The organism is Streptomyces sp. NPDC006265, from assembly GCF_040613555.1.
GTDB lineage: Bacteria > Actinomycetota > Actinomycetes > Streptomycetales > Streptomycetaceae > Streptomyces.
The window spans coordinates 1-18,593 of record NZ_JBEXSH010000070.1 but is presented as its reverse complement, the minus strand read 5'-3'; the positions used below and the strand labels follow the sequence as shown (position 1 = coordinate 18,593).

The window sequence follows — 18,593 nt, the reverse complement described above, 5'->3', positions numbered from 1 at the left end:
GTCAGCGTGATGTCTTCGTCACTCACGGGTCGACCCTACTGCGGTGATCAAGAGGGACTCACCGGTTGCGGGGGGCTTCGGCCATGTCCGTCGCGGATGAGGAGGGGCCGGGCGGAGCAGGTGCGCGCCCGGCACATGGCGCGGCTCAGCGGCGTCGGCGCAGGGCCCGGACCGCCACGATGGCCGACGCCACCGCGAGCGCCGCCGCGGGGGCCGCCCAGCGCAGCGGGGCCGTTGGCGTCACGGTCTGTGGCGCGGGCACGGGGGCGTACCGGCCGCGCGGCGGGGCGTGGTCGACCTCCTCGGCGCTGCGCCCGATCATGGTCCGCCGCGCGTGCGCCGCCTCGGCGATGTCCTCCTCGTCCTCCTCCGCGGGTCCGGGGGAGGAGGGCGGGACCTCGGCGCCGAAGACGGAGGGGCGCTCGAGGGCCGGGGGCTCCTCGGTGAGAGAGGCGTCGCCGGGGGCCTTCTCCTCGGCCTCCGCCCCCGCGCCCTGGCCGGACGGGGCCGGTGGCGGTGGCGCCGGCGCCTCGTCGTCCGCGGCCGTGGCCGCCGTGGCGAGGTGCTCCGCGAAACGGTTCAGCAGCCGGAGGACGGCACTCTCCACCGCGTCCGCCGGAAGGTCCTTGATCCGCCCCTCCGCGGAGGCCGTGCCGTCGTACACGACGGTGCAGCCGTCCTCCGCCTCGCGCAGGGCGATCCGCAGGCCGAGCTCGACCGAGCCGCTGCCGCGCGACTCCTCCGCCGCACCCTCGACGGCGTACGCGTCACCGTCCCGCCGGGAGACCCGTACGGCACCCCGGTAGGTCACGGAGTGACTGCCGACCCGGATCTTCAGCCGCCCGGCGACGGGCTCGGCGCCGACGTCCTGCTGGAGCCCGGGAACAGCCCGGGCGACCCGCGCGGGGTCGTCCAGCACCTCCCTGAGCCGCTCGGCCGGAACCGGAACGAACACCTCGTGCTCCATGTCGACGGACTCTACCCAGCACAGCCCGAAACGCACCCCCACCCGGGGGATTCACCCCCGATCCACACCCACCAGGCGTATCCTCCGGGCCCGACCGCCCGACCGCCCGACCGCCTGCCCGCCCGGCGGCCCCCGGTCCCTCAGTACCGCGGATGCACCAGCGTCGACGCCGGCAAGCCCCCGATCCGTGTCCTGCGGGTCGCCCGTTCCCCCGCGGCCAGGGACGCCTCGGTGAGGACGCTCGGCCGCGGACCGTCCGGGTCGAGCCGCGGTCGCGGGTCCGTGCGGGCGGCCAGCACGAAGCCCCAGTCCCGGGGCGCCCGGGAGCGGTCGGCGGGTCTGCGCTCGGGCCCGGCCGCGGAACCGGTGCGACGGCTCCCCGTGCCGTACGGGGCGGTGCGGAGACCGGCCGCGCCCACGGTCGCCTCGACCGTCCAGAACACCCGGGGGCCGGCCGCGACCGGCCCGGCGTGCACCACGAGCCGGCCGCCGGGGGCCAGCCCGCGCCGCGCGAGGCCGTAGAACTCCTGCGAGTACAGCTTCGTACTCGCCGTGATGCCCGGGTCCGGCAGGTCCGAGACGACCACGTCGTACGTCGCCGGGGTCGCCCCGCGCAGCCAGCCGAAGGCGTCCGCGGTCGTGACCCGTACGCGCGGATCACCGAAGGCGTGCTCGTTGAGCGCGGACAGGGCCGGGTCGGTGCGGGCCAGCCGGACCACCTCCGCGTCGGGTTCGACGACGTCGACCCGGTCCACTCCGGAGTGCCGCAGCACCTCGCGTACCGCGAGGCCGTCGCCGCCGCCGAGGATCAGCACGCGCGCGTGCGGCCCGGTCATGGCCGGGTGGACGAGGGCCTCGTGGAAACGCAGTTCGTCACGCCCGCTGACCCGCAGCCGGCCGTCGAAGTAGATGTCGAGGGGCCGGCCGCCCGTACCGCCGGCGAGGACCACCTCCTTGACCCCGGTCTGCAACGCTACGCGGACGTCCTGGCCGTACATCGCCTGCCGCGCGGCCCGTTCGAAGTCGTCGACGAGGACGGTGGCGGAGGCGAGGACGGCGAGGACGAGTCCGTTGCCGATCAGCAGCAGCCACCGGGCCCGGCGGGTGAGGTCCCGCCGGAACAGGCCGAGCACCAGCGCCCCGCCGACGACCGTGTTGACCGCTCCGGTGAGCAGCGCGCCGGTCAACTGCCCGAGGAACGGCAGCAGGAGGAAGGGGAAGGCGAGGCCGCCGACGAGGGCTCCGACGTAGTCGGCGGCGAACAGGTCGGCCACCGCGCCGCCCGCGTCCTGGCGGCGGATGCGCTGGATCAGTTCCATCAGCAGCGGGACTTCGGCGCCGATGAGCAGCCCGATGGCGAGGGAGAAGGCGACCAGGAGGCAGCGCGGCCCGTTGGCCCACATCCCGCCCCAGTCGCCGCCCCAGTCGCCGGTCCAGGCGAACACGGCGTACAGGGCCATCGCGCTGCATCCGCCGACGAGCGCGAGGGTGGCCTCGACGGCGCCGAAACCGGCGGCGGCGAGCCGGCGCAACCGCTTCGCGGCGAGGGAGCCGATGCCCATCGCGAAGACCATCACGGACAGCACGACGGACGCCTGCGTGACGGAGTCACCCATCAAGTACGAGGCGAGCGCGACGAGTTCCAGTTCGTACACGAGTCCGCAGGCCGCGCAGACGAACACGCCGGCGAGGACGAGGAACCGTCCGGTGCCGGGCCGGACGGGCAGTCGCGCCGGGCCGTCGGGGCCGCCCGGGGCGCTCCAGGGCACCGGGGAACGGGGCGGGGCGGGCGCGGGCGGCTCGATCACGCTGCGACGTTACGTCACGCCTCGACTGCGGTTCGTCACCCACACGTGTGGTGCTGGTTTACACAGGCCGGATATCGGTACGAGGTTCGGTTCACCCCATACGGTTCGGACGGGCCGGACGGCCGGGCCGGGGCCGGACGACGAAGACCGCCACTCGGCGGGCGAGACGGTGGACCGAACGGCGGACCGGACAGGCTCAGTTGGCTCAGACCGCCGCCGGTACGCGCACGCCCACCTTCGTGCGGGTCGCCACCAACTGCCCGTCCTGCGGGTAGGCGTGCCAGGTCCGCCAGTGCACCTGCCCCTCGTGGTGCTGGGCGAGCAGGGCCGTGAAGGCGTACGGGCTGCCGGGGAAGACGCCGGCGAGGCCGTGCGGATGGTCGGAGACGAGGGCCAGCAACTCCTGGGCGCGGCCCGCGAAGGAGCCGGGCGAGAGGACCTCGACCCGGGCCGCGAACTCGTAGTCCCAGTCGTCCACCCGCTTGGCGACGCCGAGCGGAAGCGGAGTGCTGCTGCCCGCGATGCACGCCACCGTCTCCGAACAGGTGCCCCGCTCCCCCTCCAGCAGGACCTGGTGGGACGCGCCGAGGAGTCGCAACTGCACTTTGGTGTCCGCCAGTTCGAGGTCGAGCGCGGCCAGTGCGGGAAGCGGCTCGCGCCCCAGGGCCCACGCGAGATCGGCCGCGCGCGTGTCGGTGTAGGAGGTGTTCAGGGTCGTGAGCATAGATCGGCTCCGCTAGCACACAAGGAGAGGGAGGTGGGTCCGCTGCGCCCCGGTCACACCGAGGGATGTCGGCCCGGGGCAGCCCGGTCGGCCGGTTTCAGGAAGGTGTCCGCAGGACGTCCGTGGGGCTGCGTCGGTGACTAGAGGGAATCATGAACGGTGGCGCCGCCACAGCGTTTTTACCCAAGTTCGTAGGGTTTCCATCCCTCAGAGGGCTCCACAGCTCAATTGTTCAACTACAGCGTGCGCCGGTGCCGGGGAGGCGTGCGCCGGTGCGCCGTGTCTCACGACCGGAGTCGGGGACGAACGGGAGCACGGAATTCCGGCCGATCCCCGAAAGGGCAGTTCGTCGCGCGCAGTTGCCGGAGCCACGCCGGGGCGGTCGGAAGTCGTCATACAGGCAGGGGACGTCGCCGGAATCCCCCCGAAGTCGCCACACAGGCGTTCGACCGTTGATCCGTCCGGGAAGCCCCGGACATGACAACGCGGGGCCCGCCCCAGGTGCGGACCCCGCGCTCGGCGGATACGGCCTCCCCGGCCGCGAGAACGGCCGAAGCCCCCGACCCTGAGGGCGCCGACGTCAGTCAGCTGCCTCCGCCGCCGCAGCCACCGCCACCACCCCCACAGGACGACCCGCCTCCGCAGGACGAGCCGCCGCCGCAGGAGTGTCCCCCGTGGTGTCCGCCGCCGGAGGAACCGGAGTCTCCCCCGCCGGCCCACCAGCTGTTGTTGCTGCCGCTCGAACCGGAGGACGCCCACGCCCCGCGGCGCGCCGTCCGTCCAGAAGAGCCCCTACGGGCCTTGGAGACCAGCGACCCGACCAGGACGACTCCGACCACCGCCAGGATGATGCCGACGATCATGGCGTCACCCCCCTTTCGTTTCCCCCGAAGCGGCCCCCCGTGGGCGCCTCGCTCTTGCGTGAGGCGGTGATGCCCGGCCCCCGAGCGACCCAAAGCAGAGTTGAGGAACTCCAGAGCTTCGGCGCAGGATGACCGGCATGACCTCCAGTGCACGCCCCCTCCTGAACCGCCGGCTCGCCGAGTTCGGGACGACGATCTTCGCCGAGATGTCCGCCCTGGCTCTGAGCACCGGTGCCATCAACCTCGGGCAGGGCTTCCCCGACACCGACGGCCCCGAGGAGATCAGGGAGGCCGCCGTGCGGGCCCTGCGGGACGGCCGAGGCAACCAGTACCCGCCCGGCCCCGGCGTGCCCGAGCTGCGCACCGCGATCACCGCCCACCAGCAGCGCCGCTACGGCCTGGGCTACGACCCCGACACGGAGGTCCTGGTCACCGCCGGCGCCACGGAGGCCATCGCCGCCGCCCTGCTGGCCCTGGTGGAGCCCGGCGACGAGGTGATCGCCTTCGAGCCGTACTACGACTCCTACGCGGCGTGCATCGCGATGGCGGGCGGGCGCCGGGTGCCGGTCACCCTGCGGGCGCACGAGGACGAGGGCTGTTTCCGCCTCGACCTCGACGAGCTGCGCGACGCCGTCACCGACCGCACCCGGCTGCTGCTGATCAACACCCCGCACAACCCGACCGGCACGGTCCTCACCCGCGAGGAGCTCGCCGCGATCGCCGAGCTGGCGGTGGAGCGCGACCTGCTGGTGGTGACGGACGAGGTGTACGAGCACCTGGTCTTCGACGCCGCCGAGCACGTGCCGCTGGCGACGTTCCCGGGGATGCGCGAGCGCACGGTCACCATCTCCAGCAGCGGCAAGACGTTCTCGTTCACCGGCTGGAAGGTCGGCTGGGTGACGGCGGCTGCGGAGCTGGTGACGGCGGTGCGCTCGGCGAAGCAGTACCTGACGTATGTCTCGGCGGGCCCCTTCCAGTACGCGATCGCCGAGGCCCTCTCACTGCCCGAGTCGTACTTCACGGACTTCCGCGCCGACATGCGGACCAAGCGGGACCTGCTGGCGGCGGGCCTGACGGAGGCCGGATTCCGGGTCTTCCGCCCCTCGGGCACCTACTTCATCACCACCGACATCCGCCCCCTTGGTGAGAGCGACGGTTTCACCTTCTGCCGTGCGCTGCCGGAGCGCTGCGGGGTGGTCGCGATCCCCAACGCGGTCTTCTACGACCACCGCGAGGAGGGTGCGCCCTTCGTGCGATTCGCGTTCTGCAAGCGGACGGGCGTGCTGGAGAAGGCGGCCTCCCGACTCAAGACGCTGGCCGCCTAACAACCGCAGACGTACCAGCACATGCACCGGCCACACGGCCTGGTTGCTCCGAGCCGCCGCGCACCGCACTCGACTGCCGCCCGGTCGACCGGGACACCGGTGATCGGCAGTCGTATCACGCAGCCGGCCTGTCGGCGGACACGCTTCCATCAGCGATCAGCCGACGCCGCCAGGCCCGGTGACACCGCCCCCGGATCATGCAGGACAGGGGCAGCAAAGAGTCATACTGGCCCCGAAGGATACGGACCCGAGCTCAGCTCCACGAAGAAGGTGATGTGCGGGCGGTAGCCCTCCTCGGCCAGCCAGGCGCGGCTCCGGCCGCGCTGTCGCTCATCGCGGAACCGTTGGTACCGGCTCCAGGAGCGCTCGTCACCGGCGAGGACGTCCTTGAAGCGCCGGAAGGCGCCCCGCCCACCGAGGGCGATCCGCAGCCTGTCGGCAAGGGCGGCGTCTGCGACCTCTTCGATGAACAGTTCCATGTCCCGGTAACCGGCCCGGGACCCCAGAGCCGGCGCGTACAGCCATCGCTCGGGATCGTCGGGATCGCCGTCCTCCTCGTCCTCGGGCCCAGGCCCCAGCTCATCGGTGCACGCAGGCCGGCACTCCCCGGTGGACAGATCGATCCGGCCACCGGACTCGGTCGGGTCGCCCTCCAGCAGCATGGCGAGCATCTCCAGATCGACCGCGAGCGGGCGCAGGAGGGGGATCTCCGCGTCTCCCGTGGCCGCGCGCAACCGGTCCGCCAGCTCCTCATCGCCCCGGAAGCCGCGCTCCTGGAGCGCGCGGAGAAACAAGGCCGCCGTCTCCGCAGCTCCCGGCAGGCCCTGCGCCGCGACCCCGGCCACACCATCGCCGGCCAGCTGCAGCACCTCACGCACAGGCCCACGACGCAACGCCGCAAGCAACGCCACTCCGTCCTGCGCGTGGAGCGCGCCGCGCAGGGCCCGCAGCCCGTCCTCGCCCCATCCCTCAACCACGACCCCGACGGTATCGCTCCACCGAGGGCGTACGAACGCCGGGACCCATCGGTTTCCCTCCGCCCGGCTCCGTGCCAGTGCCGGCGCACCCGGCGCCTGGGGGGCAGGCGGTGTTGCCCGGTCAGCGGCGCCGCTTGCGGCCGCTCCTGCCTGAGGAGCGCCTAGCCTTCCGGGCGCGGCCGACGCGGGCGCCGTGGGTACCCAGTGCCCGGGCCGCCAGCTGCCTGAGCTCGTCGAGTCCGGCCCGGTCCGGGTGCGCGGAGTCCAACGCGGCGGAAACCGCGTCCCTGGCCTGGGAGCCCTGGGCGCGCAGCATCCCCTCGGCGCCGTCCCCGCCGCCCGCCAACTCCACGAGCTGAAGCAGGCTCTCGGCGAGCACCAGCAGAGACTCCGCATCGGTCATGTCCTCCGGGGACAGCAACTCACGGTGCGCCAGCGCGTTCAGCGCCAGCGGCGCCAGACGTGTGTCTCGCCGCAGCCTGCGCAGCAGCCGCTCGCCCTCACCGTCCGGCAACGCCGCCAGCAGCACGTCGAGCATCGCCTGCGCGCGCGTGCGGAAGGTCATGGTCCTTACGGCGTCGATCAGTTGCCGCAGGGCGGCTTCCCGCTCGCCGCGGGCCGTGATCCAGCCGGCCAGCTCCGTGCGGGCGGCGTCCGGGTCGTAGTCCTCGGCCAGCACCCCCAGCAGGCCGGCCGCCGACGCCTGGACCAGTTCACCGACCAACGGTGCGTCCCTGCCGGCCGCCAGCAACCGCTGTCGTACGGCCCGGGTAGCGAGCTCGGTGAGACGGATGAGTTCGACCGGCCCGGCGGTCAGCTCCTCTCGCCGGGCATCGGCACGCTCCCGCGCCGCCTGGTCCGTTGTCGCCCCCGCGACGCCCAGCAGCTCCGCGAGCTCCGGCGGCATGTCCGCGAGCAGCTCGGGGCCGGCATCGGAGAGGTCGATGTCGAGAAACACCGGATCGGCCATCCCACGGTCACGCTCGACCGCGCCCAGGTCGTCCAGCAGGTCGAGCACCGCGCGCAGGTCCCGGTCGGCGTGCTCGAACCACATCCGGTGCTGAAGGTCCGACCCGGCGTCGAGCTGGAAGGAGCTCCGATAGGCCAGATGTACGGTGTCGCGCAGCCGCGGCCAGGGCATCGGGTACGGCAGGCTGTAGAGCGTGTTCAGCACGTCGTCCAGGATGTGCTCGTAGACGTCGAAGAGCATCGACTCGACGTGCCAGCCGCTGCGTGCCCCGATCAGGGCCTGCCGCAGCTCGAAGCACGCCTCGAAGGCCCGCAGCCACAGTTGGAGCGGGTCGGCCAGCACCGCCCGGGCCTTGGCCACCGCGTACAACCGCCCCTTGACCACCCGGACCAGCCGTGCCTTCTTCGCCCACTCCACCAGCAGTCCCAGCCGCGGCAGGTCGGCCGAAGAGCGCACCCCCTCAACCCTGTCGCCGGTGCCGAGTACGTCCACCAGCTCTCGGGCCTCCGCCATCCGCAGCCGCCCCGTCGCCGTCACCGGGCGGCCGCCCTGCCCCGCCCATTCGGCGAGTCCGCGCAACTGCGCCACGGTCTTCGACCCCTCGGCCCGTCGGCGCAGTTCGTCGTCCGGGGGAAGCATCACGGGCAGTTGCGGCTCGGCCCGGGCCACGCCGGACAGCTCGCGGCCGGTCAGCCGTCGTTCCATGATCGCGGCGAGAGCCTGCTGATCGTGGGCGGCCTCCCCGCGCCGCGCTCGGTCCGCGAAGCGCTCAAACGCCGCCCCGTCATGGACGTCCACGCCCTGCTCCGCGGCCGTCATCGCCCAGAACTTCGCCAACCCCCAGCGAGTGCGGTCCGTCATCGCCGCCGGATGCTGTTCCGCGACCCTGTCGACCGCGGCAATCACATCCTGGAGTGAGGGGCCGCGCGGGTCCGCCAACTGCGCGGCGTGCAGATAGCGCAGTAGTGTGCGCAGTGTGCCCGGGGCGTCGGCGCGTTCCTCCCCGGGAAGCTCGGTGACCTGCTGGGGAAGCCAGGAGAGCAGTAGCTCCTCCACATGGCGCGACTCCCACAGCCCCAGTCGGCCGTCGGCAGTCGCCAGGTGCCGGTAGTCCAGCGCCGTCTCGGCCATGTACCCGTCCACCGGCAGCCCCTGCTCCCCGGCCCACCGAACCAGGCGGTCGATCAGCAGGCCACGCGCCGCCTCGAACTCCTCCTCGGCCTCGGGTTCGAACCGCATGCGCATGAAATCCGCCCCATCTGTCAGCAGCTGTCCTTGCCGTGTCACGCTATCGCCGAATCGGGGCAAGCCCAGCCGGCCGCCCTGGCCGGGAACGACCACCTCCGACGACAGCGGCGCCGACGGCACGGGCCGGGCTGCACCGGGAGACCTTCGTCAGCGGGCGTCCACCTCGGGCTCCGGGCGCGGGAGCTCGTCGAGGTCGAGGGTGAAGGTGCGGCCGTCGGCCAGGGGGATGGGGAGCTTGCCTGTGCCGTACGCACGCGTGTGCGCCGTGCTGTAGCCGCTCGTGGTGGGCTCAGTGTGCAGGACGACTTCGCGGGCGTAGGGATCCACGACGAGGTAGACGGGGATGCCGTAGCGGCCGTACTTCGCGGTGCAGTCGTCGTAGTCCTTGCGCGCCGAGGAGGTCGAGACGACTTCCGAGATCAACAGGACGTCTTCGAAGCTGTAGCACTTGCCCTCGCGGCGGGCGTCCTCGCGCAGGATCGCCAGATCGGGGGCGGAATTCTCGTCGGCGGGGAAGTCGATGTAGACGTCGGAGGTGACCTTCGCGTGGCGTCCGAGGGACACGATCGTGTCGTATTGCATCGACTTGATCGTGCTGGAGTGCTCGAAGCTCCGCGGAGTCAGGATCACCTTTCCGTCAGCTCCGAACAAGACCGTGTATCCCTTGGGGAACTCGGTGTGCATGATCGCGTCGACGCTCATGGACGGCTCCTTCCCCGTGTGTGGTCAGGATACGGCGGACGGTGCCGCGTCACCGGGGCGTTCTGGTCACATCGAGCGACCTTGCCCCCTGTAGACCGGCTCACCCCGCCGCACGCAGACCTTCCCCGGCGAGTCGGTCCCGGCAGGTCCGGCAGTGTCCGCGCTCCGGGGCGCGGAAGGCACGCTCGCAGCCGTCGCAGGTCTGGAAGGGCAGTACGGCCGGGCGCTCGACACTCGGCGGGAGCGGTGCAGGGGAGGGCAACGGCAGCGGTGTTTCCCGGAGGCGGAAGGCCAGGACGCTTGCCGGGCGGGTCCGGAAGCGGTCGGGGAGCCGTACGGTCAGCAGCTCGGTGATCTCCCTCGGTCCGACTCCGGCCGCCAGCCACTCGGTGACGGCCGGTGCCAGGCGGGCGGCCTCCCGCGCGGACAGGACCAGGCGGGGGTCGACCCGGCGCAGGGCGGTCAGTACGGCCACCGCCTCGGGGTCGGCGTCGGTGAGTGCGGGTGCGGGGCTGCCGGCGTCGGTGAGTGCGGGTGCCGGGCTGCCGGGCTCCTCCGGAGCGGGAGCGGACGCTGCTTCCCGTCGGGTTTCCGGGACGGTGGGCCGCTCCCGTGGCCGGGGCTCGGGCGGGTCCTCAGGGCCTTGGCCGCGCGGTACGGCGTAGAAGTACGTCCGGGTACGCACCTGCCCGGTGGGTGTGCGTTCGCGGCGGCGCTCCAGGTATCCGGCCGATTCGAGTTCCCTGAGCGCTCGCGAGATGAGGATCTCGCCCTCGCTGAAGTGCTCGCACAAGGCGGTGATGGTCACGGGGGAGCCGTCGGGCAGGGAGGCGATGTACGCCGCGACGCCGATCGTGACCGCGCTGCCGCGCCGCTGGGCGAGGGCGTTGGAGATCACCGTGAAGTCGGCGGTGAGGCGGGTGCGTACGTGGATCACGCCGGTAGTCGGAGCTCCGGCGTCTGCGCGCAGGTGCGCGTTAGACTGCGGGTCAGCCATCGGGAAGGCACTACTTCCTGATCGGTCAGGCCCTCGTTCGGGATTGCAGTCCCGGCCGGGGGCCGTATCTGTTTGCGGTTGTCGCGGCGAACGTAACGGCAGCCCGGTGGGCAAGACGGTATGGGCGGAGCTGCGTCTTGAGATCTGATCCGCCCCCTCGGCGAGGGAGGAGAGACAGCGGCGCCCGAAAAGGCGTACGGCGCGTACAGCGCGTACCTTCTCGTACGCGCCGACGCGCCGCTGCGGGGCCGGCTGAGGTCTACTCCTCGTCCTCAGGCTTCTCCGCCTCGTTGATCTCCTCTTCGAGACCGAGCTGCTCGACGAGCCACTTGTCGAACTCGATCGCCGCGCGCACCCAGCTGACCGTCGAGGAGACGAAGTGCTCCAGGCTGACGCCCATGCCGATCAGCATCTGGGCCTCGCCGATCAGGCGGACCGTGCCGTCGTCGTGCGTGTGGCTGTAGACCTTGGGCCACAGGGTCCGGCGGTTCCAGTCGTCGATCGACTCGAGGATCTGCGGCTTGGCCTCGATCTCGTGAGGCCGGTCGTAGAACGTCCGCACGGAGAAGACCTGCTGGTCTCCCTCACCCCGGAACATGAAGTAGGTGCGGAACTGCTCCCACGGCGCCGCGAGGTCACCCTCGTCGTCGACGACGTACTTGAGCTCCATCTGGTCGAGGAGCTGCTTCACGAGGTCCTGATCCGGGACGACGGGGCCGGCCGGGCCGCCGGGCTGCGGCTCGGGCTGGCCCCCGAAGTTCGGAATCGAGGACGGGTCGATGGTCACCGTGAATTTCCCTTCGTACGGATTCCGCCATCCTCCCCCATGCGGGGAGGGGGGTGGCAAGCCCCGACTACCCCGCTAAGCCCATGGCTGACACGATCCGGTCAACCGCAACCCGCAGGGGTCTTCTCACCTGGGCCCGACCGACCAGCTGAACCACGGTGCGGTCGGGCGCGGGTGATCAGTCGCGGCGGATCAGTTCCGGGTCGATGCGCCGTCCTACGAGCGGGAGGGCGGCGAGGGCGGACAGGGCCGCCACGCCCGCCGCCGCGAGCGCGAGCACCGGGACGCCGGCGGAGTCCCAGTAGATCTCGCTGCCCCCGGTGATCAGATAGCAGGACTCGGCGAGCTTGCCCGCCAGGAGCGCCAGTGTGAGCCCGACACTCAGAGGGAGCACGACCTGTACGCATTGCACGGCTCGCATCGTCCGGGCCCGTGCTCCGACCAGCGTGATGGCGGTGACCTGCGGGCGCCGTTCCACCGCCCGGTCGGTCGCCGAGACGACGAAGGCCGCGGTCCCGATCACCAGACCCATGATCATGCCGACGGCGAGCAGGGTCTTGAGGACGGCGATCTGCTGGAGGCCTTCGACGTTCACACCGACGGGTTCGACGGCGGTGGTCGGGGTGACGGCGGCGATACCGTCAAGGACCCTGCGGACCTCATCGTGGTCGGAGCTGCTGGTGAGGACGTACCGCGCCCCCTCCGGTCGAGCCGTGGCGGGCAGTGCCGACGGCGGGATGAGCACATCCACTCCGTGGACCGCCGACGGGTCGTACGCGCGATAGGAGATCTGGTCGTGCGGGAGTGTGATCTCCAGGGTCTTGCCACGACCGCCCTCCGGCATGCGGAAGGGGAGGGTGTCGCCGGGGCGGGCGCCCTGACCAGTGCCCGCGTTCGGGTCACTGAGGCGCATCACCTTGCCGTCCACGCAGCCCTCCACATGCCGTACCAGCCTGGTCAGCTGGTCGCAGGTGGCGACGACGGCGCTGGCCCAGGGCTGGTCAGCGGAACCATCGGGGTCGCTCCAGGACTCCATCGTCACGGCGTGCGCGCGTACCCCCGGTACATCGGCCACTTCCTGCTGCTGTCGCAGGGTGAGCGAGGACAAGGAGATCGAGTAGTCCTGCACAGGAGCGGACGGCCGGGTGACCTGCTCCAGCTGGATGAGGACGCCCTGGGCGAGGGAGGCGGAGAAGACGAGCAGCACGAGGCCGGTGACCACCCGCATGGTGCTGCCCGGCTCGACCTCGTTGCGGCGCATCGCCAGGTTGAGGGTGAGGGACTGAGTGGTTCGCGCGAGCCGGCGGGCGAGGGCGTAGGAGATCAGGGGCAGCGTCAGCACCAGCCCCAGGCCCGTCAGGAGAATGCCTGCCGGCATCAGCAACGCGTTGAGGCCGAGGCTGTCGGCGGGGTGGTCGGTGAAGCCGGTGGCGCAGTAGCCGGCCACGATGCCGAGGCCGGTCACCAGAAGCAGGCCTGCCCACTTGGTGGGGTGCTTGGGTGCGGCGGTGCGGCGTACCGCCAGTGGATTTGCGGCGGCATCGCGTGCGCTGGCCCGGCCGACGAACCAGGCGAGGAGCGGGCAGCCGATCAGGCAGACGGCGATGGTCGTCGCGGACAGCGCGCCATCGGCCGGGTACCACCTCAGACTGGGCAGTCCGGTCCGGGTCATCACCTGATTGAGGACCCAGTATTCGCCGAGACCGAGAATCGCGCCGAACAGGGCCGCGACCACGGTTTCTGCGGCGTTGACCCGCTGCGTGCCCTTGGTGCTCAGGCCCAGCAGACGCAGGGAGGCGAGGCGGCGGTTGCGGCTGGCGGCGGAGAGCCGGGCGCAGACGGAGAGGAAGATGCCGAGGGGGAGCAGGACCAGAGATCCCAGGGCGAAGCGAATGTAGGTCAGGGTCGAGGGTTCGACGGCGGGAAAGGGTGCGTAGCTGTACCCCCAGCCCTTGAGGGCACGTCCCTCGTCGGCAATCTTGTCGCGTGTCGTGCCGATGTAGGCGAACAGCTCGTCGGGGTGGGCAAGCCCTGTCGCGCCGATCAGACCCCTCTCGTGACCTGGCAGGAGCCCCTTGACCGCGGGCTGGTCACGCAGCAGGTCCTGTACCCGGGGGGAGACGAACACCTCACCACGGCCCGGGAGTTCCTTCAGCCCAGGCGGGGCTTCGTCGGCGGGGCCGGTCCCCTTGGCGATGAACACCCGGGTGAAGGCCTTGGACCCGTACGGGTCGGTGCGCTGGAGGAGGAGGGTGGAGTCCGCGGGCCGGGCTGACGTGGTCTGCGGCTGTCGTGCGGCGGCCCGGCCGTCGTGGGCGTCGAGGATCTGCGGGATGGTGAGGACGAGGGCGAGGCAGCAGACCCCGAGGGAACCGCCGGCCGCCATGAGGAAGAAGCGGACGCGGTTGCCGCGGCCGGCACCGAAGAGCAGGCGCAGACCGAGCAGGAACTCCCTCACGCCGCCCCCCGGGGCGTGAGGACTCCGTCGGACATCGTGTAGAGGCTGTCGGCCTGCGCGGCGACGACGGGGTCATGGGTGACCAGGATGACGGCGGTGCCCTGCGAACGCGCCAGGCCGAGGAACTCCTTCAGTACGGCGGATGCGTTGGCACTGTCCAGGGACCCGGTCGGCTCGTCTGCGAACACGACGGCCGGGCGGTGGACCAGGGCCCGTGCGACGGCGACGCGCTGGCTCTGACCGCCCGACACCTGCGACGGGCGGCGCTCCCGCAGTTCGCCGAGTCCCAGTCGGGCGAGAACCTCGCTGGCGGCCGCGAGCGCGGGGCGCTTGCGCTGCCCGGCCAGGCGCAAGGGCAGGGCGGTGTTCTCCTCGATGGTCAACTCGGGGAGCAGTTCGCCGTACTGGAAGACGAAACCGAAGCGCTCACGGCGCAGCGTACTGATCTCGTCGTCGCTGAGATCGCCGAGCGTTGTTCCTGCGAACCGCACCTGCCCGCGCGCGGGAGGCAGCACTCCCGCAAGGCAGTACAGCAGCGAGGACTTCCCCGAACCGCTCTGTCCGGTGATGGCCGCCACCTCCCCTCGGGAGATCGAGAGGTGGGCGTCACTGACAGCCAGTTGCTTGCCGTAACGAAGGTCGACGCCCTCGGCCGAAAGGACTTCTGACGTACTGATGGCTTCCCCCAAAGAAGCGACCGGGCCCAGGGGGTCGACCTGGGCCCGGTGGGTGGCGGTGTGCTTTCGCTTACCGCTGGTAGTGCTTGGTGGCCGAGCAGTTGTCCGGGTTGAACGAACCCTTGTCACGGCAGACACGGATGTACGCGTCGTCGGTGTAGCGCTGCGCGCCCGCCCAGTTGGAGGCCCCCACCGGGACGGTCTTCTTCTGCTTGCCGTTGTAGCGGCTCCAGTCGTAGCCCTCGACCTTCACCTGCATGTACACGTTGTGGTCGTCACCGTGGTCGGTGTCCTGAAGCTGGCCCTTCCACTCGAAGGCGCCGTGATTCTGGCCCGCGGGGTGCCACTTGTACTGGCCGTGGTGGAACTTCGCACCGCCGGTCGAGAGCGTCGGAATGTCGTGCCACGAGGCGGCGAATGCCGTGCCCGCCCCCATGGCGAAGAGGCCAGCCGCGAGGGCGCCTACTGCCAACTTGCGTATATCTTCTCCCGTTTGTGTTCTGTTGTGTGGCTCTGCTGGTCAGGACAGAGCAGCGGTGAAAGCTACCACCGAGTAAGGGAGAGGAAACGGCAGGGGGTTCGATCTAGCCCCATCTGTCCGGCCTTTCGAGGGGCGCCCTTTGTGGAAGCTTTACCTCTTCGACGTGGTCATGGCCGTGAGTCGTGTCGGCGGTGACCAGGGATTCCGTGACGGAGTCGCCGACATCGAGGGCGTGGAGTCAGAGGGTGGAGTACGTGAACGCCGAGACGGCGCTGGTGCGCTTCTCGGCGTTCACGATGTGACGTACCGCGTGCGACGCCCTACAGCGTCTTGCCCGTCGCCGGGCCGACCAGCAGCCCGTCCTCGAAGCGGTCCACCCGGACCGTGTCGCCGTCCTTGATCTCGCCGGACAGGATCTCCTTGGCGAGCCGGTCGCCGATGGCGGACTGGACGAGCCGCCGCAGCGGCCGGGCGCCGTACGCCGGGTCCATGCCCTCCTCCGCGAGCCAGGCCAGCGCCCCGGGCGTGATGTCCAGGGCGAGGCGCCGTTCGGCGAGCCGCTTGGCCAGGCGGTCCAGCTGGAGCTTCGCGATGCGCTCCAGCTCGGGCTTGGTCAGCGCGGCGAAGACGACCAGGTCGTCCAGGCGGTTGAGGAACTCCGGCTTGAAGGAGGTCCGCACCACCTCCAGGACCTGCTCCTTCTTCTCCTGCTCGCTGGTCACCGGGTCGACCAGGTACTGGCTGCCCAGGTTCGACGTCAGCACCAGGATGGTGTTGCGGAAGTCGACCGTACGGCCCTGCCCGTCGGTCAGGCGCCCGTCGTCCAGCACCTGGAGCAGGATGTCGAAGACCTCCGGGTGGGCCTTCTCCACCTCGTCCAGCAGGACGACGGAGTACGGCCGCCTGCGCACGGCCTCCGTGAGCTGGCCGCCCTCCTCGTAGCCGACGTATCCGGGCGGGGCGCCGACCAGCCGGGCCACGCTGTGCTTCTCGCTGTACTCCGACATGTCGATGCGGACCATCGCCCGCTCGTCGTCGAAGAGGAAGTCGGCGAGGGCCTTGGCCAGTTCGGTCTTGCCGACACCGGTCGGGCCGAGGAAGAGGAACGAGCCGGTGGGCCGGTCGGGGTCGGCGATCCCGGCGCGGCTGCGGCGTACGGCGTCGGACACCGCGCGCACGGCCTCGGTCTGGCCGATGAGCCGCTTGCCGATCTCGTCCTCCATGCGCAGCAGCTTCTGCGTCTCGCCCTCCAGCAGACGCCCGGCCGGGATGCCGGTCCAGGAGGCGACGACGTCGGCGATGTCGTCGGAGCCGACCTCCTCCTTGACCATGGTGTCCTTCGCGACCTCCTCCTCGGCCTCGGAGGCGGCCTCCAGTTCCTTCTCCAGGGCGGGGATCTCGCCGTAGAGGAGCTTGGAGGCGGTGTCGAAGTCGCCGTCGCGCTGGGCGCGTTCGGCCTGGCCGCGGATCTCGTCGAGGCGTTCCTTCAGTTCACCGACGCGGTTGAGGGACTGCTTCTCCTTCTCCCAGCGGGCGGTGAGGCCGCGCAGCTCCTCCTCCTTGTCGGCGAGGTCGCGGCGCAGCTTCTCCAGGCGCTCGCGGGAGGCGGCGTCGGTCTCCTTGCCGATCGCCAGCTCCTCCATCTTCAACCGGTCGACGGCGCGCTGGAGTTCGTCGATCTCGACGGGGGAGGAGTCGATCTCCATGCGGAGGCGGGAGGCCGCCTCGTCCACGAGGTCGATGGCCTTGTCGGGCAGGAAGCGGGAGGTGATGTACCGGTCGGAGAGCGACGCGGCGGCGACGAGCGCGCTGTCGGCGATCTGCACCTTGTGGTGGGCCTCGTAGCGGCCCTTCAGCCCGCGCAGGATCGCGATGGAGTCCTCGACGGTCGGCTCGGCGACCAGCACCTGCTGGAAGCGCCGCTCCAGGGCGGGGTCCTTCTCGATCCGCTCGCGGTACTCGTCGAGCGTGGTGGCACCGACCATGCGCAGCTCGCCGCGGGCCAGCATGGGCTTCAGCATGTTCCCGGCGTCCATGGCGGAGTCGCCGCCGGCGCCGGCGCCGACGACGGTGTGCAGCTCGTCGATGAAGGTGATGATCTGCCCGTCGGAGTCCTTGATCTCGGCGAGGACGGTCTTCAGCCGCTCCTCGAATTCGCCCCGGTACTTGGCGCCCGCGACCATCGCGCCCAGGTCGAGCGCGACGAGCCGCTTGTCCTTCAGCGACTCGGGCACGTCGCCCTTGACGATCCGCTGGGCGAGCCCTTCGACGACGGCGGTCTTGCCGACGCCGGGCTCACCGATCAGCACGGGGTTGTTCTTGGTCCGCCGGGACAGCACCTGCACCACGCGCCGGATCTCCTGGTCCCGCCCGATGACGGGGTCGAGCTTTCCTTCGCGCGCGGCGGCGGTGAAGTCGGTGCCGAACTTCTCCAGCGCCTTGTACTGCCCCTCGGGGTCGGCCGTGGTCACGCGTCGCTGACCTCGTGTCTTCTGGAAGGCGGCTTGGAGTTTCCTGGCGTCGGCCCCCTGCTGGGACAGCACCTCGCCGGACGCGCCGCCCTTCGCGGCGAGGGCGATGAGGAGGTGTTCGGTGGAGAGGTACTCGTCGCCCAGGTCCTTGGCGCGGGCCTGCGCGTCGGCGACGACGGCCAGCATCTCGCGGTTGGGCTGGGGCGGCGCTACGGTCGACCCGGTCACGCTCGGCAGCCCGGCGAGCACGCGCTCGGCTCCGGAGCGTACGGCGGCCTGGTCGGCGTCGACCGCGGCGAGCAGGTCGGTGATGTTCTCGTTGTCCTGTCCCTGGAGCAGGGCGAGCAGCAGATGGGCCGGGGTGAGGTCGGCGTGCCCCTCGGTCACGGCCCGGTTGCTGGCAGCGTTGATCGCGTCCCGGCTCCGGTTGGTCAGCTCGGCGTCCACGTTCGCGTTCTCCTCCTTGCACTGACCCGAACGGCTTGCACAAAGTTGAGTCTAGTGCACTCAAGGACGGTTCCGGGAGGCTCGGAGGGTCTAAGTTCCGGGGCATGGCGACCAAGTACTCCGTGGACCCGGGCGCTCCCGACCCGTCGTATCTCGGCTTCTGGCGGGAGCGGCACCTGTGCACCCTGACGACTCCCCGCCCGGACGGCACTCCGCATCTGGTACCCGTCGGGGTGACATACGATCCCGAGGCCCGTCTGGCTCGAGTGATCACGAACCGGGCGAGCGCGAAGGTGCGGTACGTGCGGGCCGCCGGCGAGCAGGGGGCGGCCGTCGCCGTCTGCCAGCTGGAGGGCCGCCGCTGGGCGACACTGGAGGGCCGGGCCTTCGTGAGCGAGGAGCCGGACCGGGTCGCCGAGGCGGTGCGGCGCTACGCGGAGCGCTACGGCAGGACGCCGTCGCCGAATCCGGCGCGCGTGGTGATTGAGATCCACCTGACCAGGGCGATGGGCCGAGGTTGACCGAAGTGAAAATCCACACCGGTGATCGACTGGATCCGGCCACCACCGGATGGAGCCGATACCCGGAAATGTCCCCGAAAACTGCAGCGGCGACACCCGGTTGAGATAAACGTTTCGCCCCAGCCGGGGGAAGCCACAGAGCGATCTGTTACGACGGGGGGAAAGAGGCA

15 protein-coding genes are annotated in these 18,593 nt (G+C 71.1%); 2 read left to right on the top strand and 13 right to left on the bottom strand.

The genetic code is table 11. From position 1 onward, the window contains the following. Window positions 1–145 precede the first annotated feature (145 nt). From ABZ281_RS09100 to ABZ281_RS09085, 4 genes are all read right to left on the bottom strand, one after another. Complete coding sequence (locus ABZ281_RS09100; RefSeq protein WP_356653618.1) at window positions 146–967, bottom strand: SRPBCC domain-containing protein; 822 nt, start codon at window positions 965–967, stop codon at window positions 146–148. Between the two features lie 140 nt (window positions 968–1,107). Beyond that, window positions 1,108–2,775: a polyamine aminopropyltransferase gene (locus tag ABZ281_RS09095; protein WP_356653616.1), complete on the bottom strand. Its 1,668-nt coding sequence runs from the start codon at window positions 2,773–2,775 to the stop codon at window positions 1,108–1,110. A 205-nt stretch (window positions 2,776–2,980) separates the two neighbouring features. Continuing rightward, on the bottom strand, window positions 2,981–3,499 hold the full coding sequence (locus tag ABZ281_RS09090) for a DUF2617 family protein (protein WP_356653614.1): 519 nt from the start codon (window positions 3,497–3,499) through the stop codon (window positions 2,981–2,983). A gap of 584 nt (window positions 3,500–4,083) precedes the next feature. Then, window positions 4,084–4,362: a hypothetical protein gene (locus ABZ281_RS09085; RefSeq protein WP_356653612.1), complete on the bottom strand. Its 279-nt coding sequence runs from the start codon at window positions 4,360–4,362 to the stop codon at window positions 4,084–4,086. 128 nt (window positions 4,363–4,490) lie between these two features. On the opposite strand from ABZ281_RS09085, the gene ABZ281_RS09080 reads away from it, so the two are divergent. Further along, a complete protein-coding gene (locus ABZ281_RS09080; RefSeq protein ID WP_356653610.1) occupies window positions 4,491–5,687 on the top strand; it encodes a pyridoxal phosphate-dependent aminotransferase in 1,197 nt (398 codons plus the stop codon). 221 nt (window positions 5,688–5,908) lie between these two features. Here the strand turns inward: ABZ281_RS09080 and ABZ281_RS09075 are convergent, their stop codons facing one another. The 9 genes from ABZ281_RS09075 to clpB form a co-directional block, all read right to left on the bottom strand. Continuing rightward, window positions 5,909–6,664, bottom strand: a complete 756-nt coding sequence (locus ABZ281_RS09075; protein ID WP_356653608.1) for a UPF0158 family protein — start codon at window positions 6,662–6,664, stop codon at window positions 5,909–5,911. A 121-nt stretch (window positions 6,665–6,785) separates the two neighbouring features. Then, complete coding sequence (locus tag ABZ281_RS09070; protein WP_356653606.1) at window positions 6,786–8,873, bottom strand: hypothetical protein; 2,088 nt, start codon at window positions 8,871–8,873, stop codon at window positions 6,786–6,788. A 156-nt stretch (window positions 8,874–9,029) separates the two neighbouring features. Next, entirely contained in the window at window positions 9,030–9,584 is a 555-nt protein-coding gene (locus ABZ281_RS09065) for a Uma2 family endonuclease (protein WP_356653604.1), read from the bottom strand. 100 nt (window positions 9,585–9,684) lie between these two features. Beyond that, window positions 9,685–10,581, bottom strand: coding sequence for a hypothetical protein (locus ABZ281_RS09060; protein ID WP_356653602.1), 897 nt, complete (start codon window positions 10,579–10,581; stop codon window positions 9,685–9,687). Between the two features lie 259 nt (window positions 10,582–10,840). Continuing rightward, window positions 10,841–11,368 carry a YbjN domain-containing protein gene (locus ABZ281_RS09055; RefSeq protein WP_356653600.1) on the bottom strand — a complete coding sequence of 176 codons (528 nt, stop codon included), beginning with the start codon at window positions 11,366–11,368 and terminating at the stop codon, window positions 10,841–10,843. Window positions 11,369–11,546: 178 nt separating this feature from the next. Continuing rightward, a complete protein-coding gene (locus ABZ281_RS09050) occupies window positions 11,547–13,826 on the bottom strand; it encodes an ABC transporter permease (RefSeq protein ID WP_356653598.1) in 2,280 nt (759 codons plus the stop codon). Next, on the bottom strand, window positions 13,823–14,515 hold the full coding sequence (locus ABZ281_RS09045) for an ABC transporter ATP-binding protein (protein WP_356653596.1): 693 nt from the start codon (window positions 14,513–14,515) through the stop codon (window positions 13,823–13,825). The genes ABZ281_RS09050 and ABZ281_RS09045 overlap by 4 nt, the downstream gene beginning before the upstream one ends. 58 nt (window positions 14,516–14,573) lie before the next feature. After that, entirely contained in the window at window positions 14,574–14,975 is a 402-nt protein-coding gene (locus ABZ281_RS09040) for a hypothetical protein (RefSeq protein ID WP_356653594.1), read from the bottom strand. Between the two features lie 329 nt (window positions 14,976–15,304). Then, entirely contained in the window at window positions 15,305–17,902 is a 2,598-nt protein-coding gene (gene clpB / locus ABZ281_RS09035) for an ATP-dependent chaperone ClpB (protein WP_356653592.1), read from the bottom strand. Between the two features lie 104 nt (window positions 17,903–18,006). Here clpB and ABZ281_RS09030 point away from each other — a divergent pair, with 104 nt between their 5' ends. After that, window positions 18,007–18,423, top strand: a complete 417-nt coding sequence (locus ABZ281_RS09030) for a TIGR03618 family F420-dependent PPOX class oxidoreductase (RefSeq protein WP_030846382.1) — start codon at window positions 18,007–18,009, stop codon at window positions 18,421–18,423. Window positions 18,424–18,593: the final 170 nt, after the last annotated feature.